This window comes from Chryseobacterium ginsengisoli (assembly GCF_039542325.1).
GTDB classification, from domain to species: Bacteria; Bacteroidota; Bacteroidia; order Flavobacteriales; family Weeksellaceae; genus Chryseobacterium; species Chryseobacterium ginsengisoli.
The window spans coordinates 72,349-84,483 of sequence record NZ_BAABHX010000005.1 but is presented as its reverse complement, the minus strand read 5'-3'; the positions used below and the strand labels follow the sequence as shown (position 1 = coordinate 84,483).

General features: G+C 32.5%; 14 protein-coding genes and 1 tRNA gene. 4 read left to right on the top strand and 11 right to left on the bottom strand.

Annotated features, from left to right (window positions below):
• Nucleotides 1-3 precede the first annotated feature (3 nt).
• The gene (locus tag ABD940_RS15550) at nt 4-342 is read left to right on the top strand and encodes a hypothetical protein (RefSeq protein WP_345205882.1); all 339 of its coding nucleotides are present in this window, start codon (nt 4-6) and stop codon (nt 340-342) included.
• Nucleotides 343-453: 111 nt separating this feature from the next.
• Here the strand turns inward: ABD940_RS15550 and ABD940_RS15545 are convergent, their stop codons facing one another.
• The 8 genes from ABD940_RS15545 to thrA all read right to left on the bottom strand — a co-directional run bounded on the left by ABD940_RS15545 (nt 454) and on the right by thrA (nt 8,339).
• Nucleotides 454-915: a hypothetical protein gene (locus tag ABD940_RS15545; RefSeq protein ID WP_345205879.1), complete on the bottom strand. Its 462-nt coding sequence runs from the start codon at nt 913-915 to the stop codon at nt 454-456.
• Nucleotides 916-1,206: 291 nt separating this feature from the next.
• Nucleotides 1,207-1,277 (bottom strand) — tRNA-Cys (locus ABD940_RS15540).
• 57 nt (nt 1,278-1,334) lie between these two features.
• Entirely contained in the window at nt 1,335-1,844 is a 510-nt protein-coding gene (locus tag ABD940_RS15535; RefSeq protein ID WP_345205876.1) for an RDD family protein, read from the bottom strand.
• 15 nt (nt 1,845-1,859) lie between these two features.
• Nucleotides 1,860-3,224 carry a DUF4403 family protein gene (locus ABD940_RS15530; protein ID WP_345205873.1) on the bottom strand — a complete coding sequence of 455 codons (1,365 nt, stop codon included), beginning with the start codon at nt 3,222-3,224 and terminating at the stop codon, nt 1,860-1,862.
• A 36-nt stretch (nt 3,225-3,260) separates the two neighbouring features.
• Nucleotides 3,261-3,629, bottom strand: a complete 369-nt coding sequence (gene folB / locus ABD940_RS15525; RefSeq protein ID WP_345205870.1) for a dihydroneopterin aldolase — start codon at nt 3,627-3,629, stop codon at nt 3,261-3,263.
• 13 nt (nt 3,630-3,642) lie between these two features.
• Nucleotides 3,643-4,941, bottom strand: a complete 1,299-nt coding sequence (gene thrC, locus ABD940_RS15520) for a threonine synthase (RefSeq protein ID WP_345205867.1) — start codon at nt 4,939-4,941, stop codon at nt 3,643-3,645.
• A 13-nt stretch (nt 4,942-4,954) separates the two neighbouring features.
• Nucleotides 4,955-5,878, bottom strand: coding sequence for a homoserine kinase (locus ABD940_RS15515; protein ID WP_345205864.1), 924 nt, complete (start codon nt 5,876-5,878; stop codon nt 4,955-4,957).
• 10 nt (nt 5,879-5,888) lie between these two features.
• On the bottom strand, nt 5,889-8,339 hold the full coding sequence (gene thrA, locus ABD940_RS15510) for a bifunctional aspartate kinase/homoserine dehydrogenase I (protein WP_345205860.1): 2,451 nt from the start codon (nt 8,337-8,339) through the stop codon (nt 5,889-5,891).
• 355 nt (nt 8,340-8,694) lie between these two features.
• On the opposite strand from thrA, the gene ABD940_RS15505 reads away from it, so the two are divergent.
• From ABD940_RS15505 to ABD940_RS15495, 3 genes are read left to right on the top strand one after another with little or no spacing between them, the layout of a single operon-like run.
• The gene (locus tag ABD940_RS15505) at nt 8,695-8,865 is read left to right on the top strand and encodes a bacteriocin-like protein (RefSeq protein ID WP_345205857.1); all 171 of its coding nucleotides are present in this window, start codon (nt 8,695-8,697) and stop codon (nt 8,863-8,865) included.
• A 22-nt stretch (nt 8,866-8,887) separates the two neighbouring features.
• Nucleotides 8,888-9,070: a bacteriocin-like protein gene (locus ABD940_RS15500; protein ID WP_345205854.1), complete on the top strand. Its 183-nt coding sequence runs from the start codon at nt 8,888-8,890 to the stop codon at nt 9,068-9,070.
• 9 nt (nt 9,071-9,079) lie between these two features.
• Nucleotides 9,080-9,262 (top strand): hypothetical protein, encoded by a 183-nt coding sequence (locus ABD940_RS15495; protein ID WP_345205852.1) that lies wholly within the window; start codon nt 9,080-9,082, stop codon nt 9,260-9,262.
• Between the two features lie 39 nt (nt 9,263-9,301).
• Here the strand turns inward: ABD940_RS15495 and nadA are convergent, their stop codons facing one another.
• The 3 genes from nadA to ABD940_RS15480 form a co-directional block, all read right to left on the bottom strand.
• Nucleotides 9,302-10,321 carry a quinolinate synthase NadA gene (gene nadA, locus ABD940_RS15490; RefSeq protein ID WP_345206500.1) on the bottom strand — a complete coding sequence of 340 codons (1,020 nt, stop codon included), beginning with the start codon at nt 10,319-10,321 and terminating at the stop codon, nt 9,302-9,304.
• A gap of 109 nt (nt 10,322-10,430) precedes the next feature.
• Nucleotides 10,431-10,994, bottom strand: coding sequence for a guanylate kinase (gene gmk, locus ABD940_RS15485; protein WP_345205848.1), 564 nt, complete (start codon nt 10,992-10,994; stop codon nt 10,431-10,433).
• Between the two features lie 77 nt (nt 10,995-11,071).
• A complete protein-coding gene (locus ABD940_RS15480; RefSeq protein WP_345205845.1) occupies nt 11,072-11,929 on the bottom strand; it encodes a YicC/YloC family endoribonuclease in 858 nt (285 codons plus the stop codon).
• Nucleotides 11,930-12,135 lie beyond the last annotated feature (206 nt).

The window sequence follows — 12,135 nt, the reverse complement described above, 5'->3', positions numbered from 1 at the left end:
ATCATGGATCCGAAAAAATTAATAGAACTTTTTAATGAATACACTGCACAAAAAGAAGCAATGTCTTTACGTCATCTTGAGCACATAAAAGAGTTAAAAAGTAAAGATGTTCATGAGGCTAAAGTTCATGCTGCAAAATATAGAATAATTATAAATGTGATTAATGATGATTTCCTAAATAATGCAGCATCAAAAGCGGGGGTAGATCTAAATTTTGAACATATTAGAGAAAATGAAACTCCAATAACCTTGAGAGAAGCAATAATTAAAAACTCACTTCCTCTTTTGGATCAAACAATACTGAATAACTTCGATATAAATTTTAATAAGTTATTCAATTAAAAAAATTCCCCACCTAATAAAGCGGGGAATTTTGTTAGCTTTTATTTTTATTCTTGAATTCCTGAATATTCTTTACTAATTTATCCAGAACGTTTATTGCGTTTTTGAATATCAGTTTACAAAGCCTATATCATTTTGAAGTTTTAAAAGAAATTTTTTACAATCACTTAATGCAGAAGTGTAAATTAAGATTCGAATATCATAATCTTTTTTCCAAATTTCACTATCATAAACATTTTGTAATGATATGAATAATTCATTAATATCAGACTTTGTATTTTGGCTTATCAACAAAGATTGTTCAGAAATAGTGTCTTTTAATTTGTCATAGATAAGAAAAAAATTATCTCCATCTCTTCTTGCATAGTAAGAATTTCTGATTTTCTCCATACCACTCATAGTTTCGGTTATAATTCTCGCTATCTCCATGTAAGACTTTATCTTATACGTGAACAAATGTTCTCGGATCTTGTCTTTTCTCTGTAATCGAGAATTTAAGAATGCTCCAACTACAACACCAACAAGTGCAGCAATTGGTAGAGAAGCTTTAAAATATTCGATATTATCGGACATTGAAATTGGATTTAGTCAAATATAATTATTTATCACGCAGAAAATATAAAATATTTACTTCCCTGGCTTTGACTGGGGATTTTTGGTTATTTTTGAAGTCCTGAATATCTGTGATGGGTTATTTGTTATTGGTGTAATAAGTTAGGTGAGCCTAACAATTATGTTCAATAAAAAGAACCGATAAAACTAAAATGAAATCAGGTTTTCTTTGAGGTTGACACAAAAATAGACACAAAATAAAAACGCTTCCTTATAACTTATTGAAATTCAATATTGTATAAAGAAGCGATGAGGTGCCTAGCGGATTCGAACCGCTGTAGATGGTGTTGCAGACCACTGCCTAGCCGCTCGGCCAAAGCACCGTTTTTACCATTTTTAGGTGTGCAAATATAGCAAAATATATTATTCAACAAAAATTTTCATGCAATTTCTTTCGTGCCAATGCTCTCTATTTCGCTTTTTGACTGTGTTTCAGTCTTATAATTTTTAATATTAATTACTCTTGTGTCGCTCCAGCTGTCATGCCATCCATTTTCTCCGAAAAAAGAAAGCGCATCAAAAGGAACAATTCTCGAAAGATTTCGAATAACATAGTCATGAAATTTTGGTTCGGTACCATCTGTAGAAATCACTTTGCTTCCCGTAATATATTTTCCGACAGTTCTGCCTTTGGTAAAATATTCCATCAAGGTGAGATAAAGAAGATAAACCAACGTTGTAATTATAATATCCGTGAATTTATTTACTGACGCCAGTTTTTCAGCGATCTCAATAAAATATTCGATTCCAAGTAACTGATATGTTAAAGATGAGAAGACTCCGAAAGCGGCAAAAAGCGAAAAAACAACAATTCTGTCAATTATCAAATGTGCGAATCTGATCCATAAATTCGTTTTGTTGTATTCTACGACTCTTAATAATTTTTTCATGGTTTTGGTATTAGTTTAAATTCCGTTTAATATAAGTTTTAGCGTTGCATTTGTATCAATAACTGCGGTGATACCTGAAGGGTTCATAAGAATTTTGCTGGGCTTTAAATCGAAGACTTTTCCACTCATCTTCATACCTTTATAATATTCTTTATTGAAAGCTTCCTCAATACTTTTCCTTGAATTATTTTCGAGATCCTGCGTCGGAATTCCATATTCGTCCTCGATCATTTTTACAATTTTACCTTTAAATAGGAGAGTGGCGGTTTTCTGTAAAATATTGGCAGTTCTCAGATTAAATTTGGTGTTCGACAAAACAATTTTCTTTTTCGTATCATCATACACGGGAATTCCTGAAATAAAAGCTTTTCCGTTCACATAGCCCTCCGTTTCCGCCTCGATCATTACTCTGTCATCGACACCATAAACTCTTATATCTTTAATTTTAACTGAAGATCCTCTTACGTCGTATTCTTTATTTAAAAACATATTTCTGGCAATATTTGTAGCCTCTGTAAACGGAACATTTGCCGTTGTCTGAAGTAAAAATTTATCGCCTAAAACAGGAATAAAGCTAAAATTTGCTGCAGATTTAATCGGTTGTGAAGATTCGGGCTTGCTTCCTGTAAAAGTTTCAGAAAATACATCAATTCCTAGGTTTGTATTGATCTGATTGGCGTAGAATTTTAGAGGAGTGATATTTACATTGATCGGAGTTACTTTAAGCCATGTATTATATTCTTCCGAAATATTAAACGGATTTGAAAAAACATTCCAGGCCATCACAGCATACTGTTGGAAATTCAGTTGAGTTGCCATTTGCTGATCGATTGTTTTACAGAATTTTTCCTGTTGTTCTACCAAACTTTTTTCAACCAAAGAAGTGATCGGAATCTGAATCTTTCCATAATCCAATACAGGTTTCGTTACCCATCTGAAACCGTTTGGTTTCGTATTTGTCGTTATCGTCCAGTTATTTTGAAAGTTTAAAGAGGTGTTAAAAGACATCACCGTCTCAAAAGTCGTATTTTGATAACTGTAAACTCCCAATGTTCCGATACCTTTTTCTGCCCATATTTTTAATGGAACTTCTATCAGTAAATTTTGACTTGTCCCTCCAACCAAACGAATTGGTCGTGTTTTCCAGACTTTTACTTTAAACTGATCGTTATTATTATCCGTGTAAGAATCGTCCTGATAAATAAGTTCTTTTACCGAAGCATTGATCATATTGCTGATCTCCGAAAGCGGAATCGTCACAGGCATTGTAATGCTTGATCTCACTTTTGGGAAATTATAAGTCGCAACCTGATTATCAGCATTTGTTTGTCCAAAAACATTGATAAAAAGAGTCAGAAATAATATTTTAATGATTTTCAATTGTGTAATTTTTTTATAAAACTAAATTAGTAAAGATTAATTGGCAGGTTTAAAACTTCTTTCCAGTTCAATACTTGCACCTTTCATTTCACCTTTCATTGGTGGAGCCGTTTTGGTGATCTTTAATTTAATATAATCAACCTGCGGAAATCTGTCATGAATATTGGAAATGATTCTTCCTGCAACATGCTCCAATAACTTAGATTTGATTTTCATTTCGTCATGAATGATGTCGTTAATATCTGCATAACTTATCGTATCATTCAAATCATCGGATTCTGCGGCTTTCCACAAATCTGTGTGAATCTCTAAGTTTAGAATGTAATAAGTCCCAATAATATTTTCTGCGGGTAAAACTCCGTGATAAGCATATATTTTTACGTCTTCAAGATAAATCTTGCTCATGTTTTCTTAATTTTTATTTAAGCAAAAATCGTTTTAATTCTTCAAAATCGGGATTTATTTCTGTACTTTTTTTCTCTTTTTTTATTAATTGGGTTAATGATTCCGGGAGTTCAATTTTTAAATTGATGGCTTTTTCCACAGCATCAGGAAATTTTACAGGATGAGCGGTACTCAAAATAAATCCTTTTTTACCCGGATTTTCTTTCAAATATTGTTCCAGAGCAGAATAAGCAACGGTACTGTGAGGTTCAAGAACATAATTGTATTCTTGATAAACTTTTGTAATGGTTTGTAAAGTCTTTTTATCATCAATAGAATAACCGGAAATTTTATTTTTTAAATCTTCAAATTGATTATTAAAAAGCTCCAGAATTCTCACAAAATTACTTGGATTTCCTACATCCATCGCATTAGAAAGAGTTGCAACAGTTTTTTTTGGTTCTAATTTTTCACTTTTTAAATAATTCGGAACAACATCATTTTCATTACATGCCGCAATAAAATGTTCGGCAGAAAGTCCCCTGAAATAAGCAAGAAGTCCGGCACAAATATTCCCAAAATTTCCACTGGGAACGCAAATAACAGGATTTTGTTTTTCTAATTTCTGCCATTGTTTTAGTGCTAATAAATAATAAATCTGTTGAGGAAGCCATCTCGCAATGTTGATGGAATTGGCTGAAGTCAAAAATAAATTTGAATTAATTTCATCATCCGAAAAAGCCTGTTTTACCAAACTCTGACAATCATCAAAACTGCCATCAACTTCCAAAGCATAAATATTTTCACCTAAAGCTGTCAATTGTTTTTCCTGAACAGGACTTACTCTGTTTTTCGGATATAAAATCACAACGTTAATTCCTTGAGTTTTGTAAAATCCATTGGCAACGGCTCCTCCTGTATCTCCTGAAGTAGCAACCAAAACTGTAACTTTTTTATTTTCATCTTTCAGAAAATAAGAGAGACAGCGACTCATAAATCTTGCTCCGACATCCTTAAAAGCCAAAGTCGGTCCGTGAAAAAGTTCTAAGGAATAGATATTTTCATTAATTTTTTTCAAGGGAATCTCAAAATTGATAGTTTCTGAAACGATTTGCTTTAAAATATCAGAAGGAATTTCATCTCCGACAAAACCTTTCATACATTGAAAAGCAATTTCTTCGTCTGAATATTGATTAAGATTTTCAATAAAACTATTATCAAATTGTGGAATAAATTCAGGAAAAAATAAACCTTTTTCTTTGCCTTGACCTTTGATCGTTGCAGTTTTAAAATCTACAACTTCTTCTTTATCTTTTAAATTGTAATACTTCATTTTGGTTAATTTTTTAATCTTCAATGATTTTAATCCCCGACGGATTTATTTTAGAAACATACACGAAACTTTCAATGTTAATCTCATCATAAACAGATTTCATCATTTCTGCGATTTTGTGTGAAATTTCTTCTTTTTCCGAAAGCATAAAAATCGAAGGCCCTGAACCAGAAATTCCGCCACCTAAAGCTCCCAATTCCAGACTTTTTTCTTTGATTTCATTAAATTTCGGAATTAAAATACTTCTGATAGGTTCGACAATCACATCATTCAAACTTCTGCCGACCAATCCAAAATCATTTTTCTGAATTCCTGCAACCAATCCGGCAATATTTCCCCATTGTTCTATTGCGTCTTTCAAAAGAATATTTTTCTTTAAAATCTGTCTTGCATCGGAAGTTTTTACTTCAACCTGCGGATGAACTGCCGTCACAAATAAATCAGGAGAGTTTAACGGAATAATATCAACCGGATTTGAAGATTTAACCAAAGTTATCCCGCCAAAAATACAAGGCGCAATATTATCTGCATGTTTCACACCGGAAGCCAGCTCTTCGCCAAACATTGCAAAATATACGAGTTCCTCTTTAGTTAAAATATTTCCTAATAACTCATTAGCTCCGAATGCGGCTCCTGCAGCACTCGCAGCACTTGAACCAAGTCCGCTTCCCGGTTTTATTTTTTTATGAATGATGACTTCAAAGCCAGTTTTTAAATTTAATTCTTCCTGAATTTTCAACAAAACAACTCCGGCAACATTTTTTGAAGGCTCTTCAGGTAATCTGAAATTGTCTGTATGTTTGATGATGATTTCAGGAGTTTCGAGCAATCTCAATTCCATTTCATCATAAGGTTCATGAATTGCCATTCCCAAAATATCGAATCCACAAACCAGATTAGCAACGGTTGCAGGAACTTTTAATCTAATTTTTTTCATAATTTTAATTTTATATAGAACGAACAATATCCGCAAAAACGCCACTTGCAGTAACTTCCGCTCCAGCTCCGGCTCCTTTCACAACCAATGGCTGTTCAGAATATCTTAAAGTTTTAAAAATGACAATATTATCTTTTCCATACAGATGAAAAAGGTCACTTTCGGGAGCAATATGCTTTAATCCGACTTTTGCTTTTCCATCTTTAAATTCGGCAACGTATTTTAAAATTTTCCCGTCATTTTTGGCTTTTTCCAATAAATTTTTAAAATGACTTTCATATTTAGAAAGCGCTTTGTAAAAATCTTCGACACTTCCGTTCATACATTCTTCAGGAAGAAAACTTTCATTTTCAATTTCATTAAATTCAAGTGAATATCCTGCTTCTCTTGCCAAAATCAGTATTTTTCTGGCAACATCGGTTCCTGCCAAATCAAGTCTAGGATCTGGTTCTGTATAACCTTCCTTTTGAGCTTGAGTTACAATCTCAGAAAATGTTTTGCTTCCGTCATAATTATTAAAAACAAAGTTCAAAGTTCCGCTTAAAACCGCTTGAATAGATGTGATTTTATCACCACTTCTTATTAGATCGTTGATTGTTCCGATGATGGGAAGTCCGGCTCCAACGTTGGTTTCGAAGAAAAACTTACAACTGTGATTTCTGGCAATTGATTTTAAATTTTTATAATTTTCAAAATCAGAAGAAGCTGCAATTTTATTACACGCAACAATATTTATGCTCTTTTTCAATAATTTTTCATAAATATTCGGAATATCTGAACTTGCTGTAACGTCTACAAAAACAGAGTTTCTTAAGTTTCGTAAAATAATTTCCTGAGCAAATTTTTCTGGAGAAGATTCTTCACCGTTTTCATTAAAATCTGCAAATTCATTTTCTGAAATTCCTTTTTCAGAGAAAATCATTTTGCGACTGTTGGAAAGTCCTGCAATTCTTAAATTAATCAGAAGGTTTTCTTTAAGATATTCGTTCTGATCATAAATTTGCTGAATAAGTTTTTTTCCCACATTCCCTGTTCCGCAGATGTAAAGATGAACCTGTTTTATTTCCGATTCAAAAAATTCTTCATGTAAGACATTCACTGCTTTTTTAGTGTCTTTTTCCAAAATAACAATGCTGATGTTTTTTTCTGAAGAACCTTGTGCAATCGCACGAATATTGATTCCGTTATTTCCCAGGCAACCGAACATTTTGGCACTTACGCCGCTTCTGCTTTTCATATTTTCCCCAACCAAAGCAACGATGGCAAGATTGGTTTCAATTTTTACAGGCTCGACTCTTTTTAGTTTTAAATCATCTTCAAAAGCAGAATCGATAGCATTTTTTGCATTAAAAATATCTTTTTCATTGATGGCAATTGTAATTGAATGCTCAGATGAACTTTGAGTAATGAGAATAACATTTACCTTTTCATCACTTAAACATTGAAATAATTTCGCCGAAATCCCTGGAATTCCAATCATTCCGCTACCTTCTAAAGTCAGCAAAGCAATATTGCTCATGTTTGAAATTCCAACCGCAATCTGTTGGCTTTCAATTTCTGATTTTTTTAAATGATGAGAAATTAAAGTTCCCAAAGCGTCAGGTTCGAAAGTGTTTTTAATTCTAAGATCAATATTTTTCACCATTACAGGCTGAATTGTAGGAGGATACAAAACTTTTGCCCCAAAATGGGAGAGTTCCATCGCTTCAGAATAAGAAATCTCATGGATTGGTTTTGCATTGGAAACCAATCGGGGATCGGAAGTCATCATTCCACTTACATCTGTCCAGATCTGAAGTTCTTCCGCATTAATGGCAGAAGCAATAATTGATGCTGTGTAATCTGAACCGCCTCTTCCTAAAGTTGTGGAATTTCCTTTTTCATCTTTAGCGATAAATCCAGGAGCAATAATAATCTGATTATGGTTTTCGTTTAAAAATTGTATCAGATTTTTTTCAGTTGCTTCAAAATTTACCTTTGCATTTGTGAAGTTGCTGTTCGTAATTATATTGTCAGAAGAATTCATCCAAAGAACATCAAGCCCTTGAAATTTTATTCTTGCTGTGATAATATTTGATGAAAGAAATTCTCCATAGAAAGTAATTTTATCTTTAATTCTATCGGTAAATTCTCCTAAAACAAAAATTCCGTTACAAATATCTTCAATGTCGTTAAAATGCTTTTTAACAAAACTCAACCATGAACTTTGCTCTAAAATCGGAATCAGTTCTTTGACTAAATTTAAATGTTTTTCTTCAAGATCTTTAATAATCTGAAGATAATTTTCATCTTTTTGAGAAGCTGATTCTGCAGCTTTTATCAATTGATCTGTTACACCTTGAAGTGCTGAAACAACGACAATAATTCTGTTTTTTAGAGATTCTTTTTTTATAATATTCTCGACCAGCAATATATTTTGGGCATTGGCAACAGAAGTTCCGCCAAATTTTAAAACCTTCATTATGTTTTATTTTAAGTTATGAAAAATGAAATTTTTACTCTTTAAAAAAAGAGCATACGTGCTTGAGATTATATGTGAAATTTTACCCCGTTATGGGGTAGTTGTAGTTGTTGTAGAAGAAACGGAAGATATATCCAAAGTAGAAAACTTAGGAATAGAAATATCTGATATGTTTCTTAAAAAATTCATTATTATATATCAAATGTACAAATTATTTTGAAACGTAAACTAAATTAAGCATCAAATATTATTTAGTGAAAGCAATTTAACATAAAATAATATTTATCAATATGTAGTGATTTAATTAATTTAATTCTCTATTTTTAAAAAAGTTACTTAATAAAACTAAAATACTATGAAAAATCTTAAAAAATTAAACAGGCAAAACTTAAAAGCAATCGGTGGAGGAACAACTGATCAATGTCAAGTTGATGCGGATTGTGGTGCTGTAGGATGCGCAGTTTGTGTTACTATAAGAGGGACTTTTAAGACCTGTATGTTTGTTGTTGATCCACAACTTTGTTAATAACCTTAAAAATTAAAATACTATGAAAAATTTAAAAAAATTGAACAGACAAAATTTGAGAGCAATTAATGGTGGTGCAGGAGACGAATGTACTGTCGATCTTGATTGCGGACCTGCAGGTTGTGCATGGTGTACAGATCTAAAAGGACGTAAGGTTTGTCTTGTCTCTGCAAGTTATCCATTATGTCCGGATATTAATCCATAATTAATTACTATGAAAAAATTATCAAGATCAAAATTAAAAACCATTAAAGGTTCAACGAGTTGTGTAGGCTGTCCTGTTCAGAATAACTATGGAACCGGTTCCGAATATTCAAATACTTGTGCACAATATTTTGCATTATCTCAAAATTGTCAGGTGTGCGTAGATGTAAGCGCAGACTGTTTTGAAAATTAAATTGAAAGAAAAAAGCACTGTTTTTACAGTGCTTTTGATTTATTTTATACTTTTCGAAAGATCAAGCATGGCTTCAATCGGTTTCAAAGCTCTCAACCTTAAATCTTCATCAATAAGAATTTCAGGAAGTTCATATTTCATACATAAGTACAATTTCTCCATTGTATTACGTTTCATATAAAAACATTCTGAACAGTTACAGCTTTCGTCAAAAACCAAAGCAGGAATCAATTCTTTATGAGGAGCGCGTTTTTTCATTTCGTGCAGAATTCCCTCTTCAGTTGCAATGATAAATTTTTGACAATCTTCTTGTTCTACATAATTCAAAAGAGCAGAAGTAGAGCCGATAAAATGAGCCAGTTTCAACACAGATTCTTCACTTTCAGGGTGTGCAATTAATTTAGCATCAGGATTATCAGCCAATTGTTGTGCAATTCTTTCCATTGAAAATGCTTCGTGAACAATACAACTTCCATCCCAAAGAATCATATCACGACCCGTTTTTTGAGATAAATATCTTCCTAAATTTTTATCCGGAGCGAAAATAATCGGTCTGTCTTTCGGAAGAGCTTCAATAACTGTTTCAGCATTTGAACTTGTTACGATGATGTCACTTTCTGCTTTCGTTTCAGCATTACAGTTGATGTATGTTGCAATCAAAGCATTGGGATGTTGTTCACGCATTTTTCTCAAACCTTCTCCTGAACAACCGTCTGCCAAAGAACATCCTGCCATTGTATCAGGAAGAACTACTTTTTTCGTCGGGTTCAGAATTTTTGCCGCTTCTGCCATAAAATGTACTCCGCAGAACACGATCATATCAGCGTTTGTATCTTTTGCCTGTCTTGCCAATTGAAGGGAATCTCCAAGGAAATCAGCAATATCCTGAATTTCTCCAGGTTGGTAATAATGCGCTAAAATAACCGCATTTTTCTCTTCTTTCAATTGAAGAATGGCTTTCACCAAATCTTCTCCTTGAGGAATCACCAAATCTTTTATATCTAAAAATCCTCTTACAGGAATCGCAGATTTAGCTTTTTCTAATGTTTCGGTACTCATATTTACCTCAATGTTTTTGTTCATTAGAAATTAGAAGTTAGAAATTAGAAGTTAGAATTTTGACGTTGTTTAATAAACCTCAAACTTCCATCATCCAGCTTCAATCCTCTTAATTCCCAATAAAATTTTTTATTAAACTTTCTATTTCTTCTTTTGCAATATCTAAATCTGAATTAATCACGATTTTATCAAATTCCTTCGCATAAGACATTTCTTCTTCTGCCTTTTCTACGCGGATTTTGATGGTTTCTGTATCATCCGTGTTTCTTGAAATCAATCTTCGTTCCAATTCCTCAATAGAAGGCGGTTCAATGAAAATTGACAGAGCTTTTTCTCCAAAATATTTTTTCAGGGAAATTCCTCCTTTTACATCAACATCAAAAATTACCACTTTTCCCTGATTCCATATCTTTTCCACTTCAGATTTTAAAGTTCCGTAATATTTATCAGTATACACTTCTTCAAATTCTACAAAAGCGTCTTCCAAGATTTTCTGTCTGAATTCATCAGGACTCAAAAAATGATAATCCACAGCGTGAACTTCACTTCCTCTCGGCTGTCTCGTCGTACAAGAAATCGAGAACTGCAATTCATTAAAAACCTCCAAAGAATGTTTTACTAATGTAGTTTTTCCGCTTCCAGACGGTGCTGAAAATATGATAACTTTATTCATATTGTTGTTGGTTGATAGTTTTCAGTTGATAGTTTAAAAAAATTCCAACAACTATCAACTAAATTCCATCAACTAAATTATAATACGTTTAACGTCTGTTCTTTAATTTTTTCCAAATCATCTTTCATCATGACTACCAGTTTCTGGATTTCTGCATGATTGGCTTTTGAACCCAATGTATTGATTTCACGACCGATTTCCTGAGAAATAAAACCAAGTTTTTTTCCGTTGAAATCTTCATTATCCATTACTTCTTTGTAATATTTCAAATGCTGAGAAAGTCTTACTTTTTCTTCAGAAATATCTAATTTTTCTGTGAAATAAGCCATTTCCTGATAAAAACGAGTTTCATCAACATTTTCAAATTCTTTTAAAGATTTTTGATAACGTTCTTTTACCGCAATAATTCTGTCTTCTTCGTAAGGAATAACCTGATTCAAATACTTGTCAATATTCTGAATATTTCTTTCCAGTTCTTCATGCAAAATTTTACCTTCCGTCGTTCTGAATTCCATAAAACGGTCAACAGCATTTTGTACGATACCTGCCAAAGTTTCCCATTCACCTTCACAGATTTCGTCTGGTCTTGATGTAATGGCATCCGGAAGTCTTACCGCCATTTTCAGATATTCGAAATCGGGTCCGTCTGCAGCGACTTCACGAAGCTGATTCATATAAGAATCAATCAAAGCTTTATTGATTTTTACATCGTTGGTCTCCTCAAGATTTTCTATATTGATGTAGCAGTCTACTTTTCCACGAATGAGTCTATCGTTAAGAATTTTTCTGATTTCAAATTCTTTTTCTTTATAGCGTAAAGGAATTTTAATATTTAAATCAAAGCTTTTGCTGTTCAGAGATTTAATATCGATGGTAATCTTTTTCCCTTCAAAAACACCTTCGGCTCTACCAAAGCCTGTCATTGATAAAATCATAGTTTTTTATTGTCGTACAAAGATAAACATTTAAGTGTATGTATTAGCTATATTCCATTTTAACCACAAAAGCTACAAAAGATTTCCATTATGTTTTTAGATATTCAAAAGTTTAAAAAGTTTTCGTTCTGCTTTTTTGAACTTTTGGCAAACTAAATATTTTCACAATTTTCTTTTGTAGCTTTTGTGGTTAAAATAAAAAAATC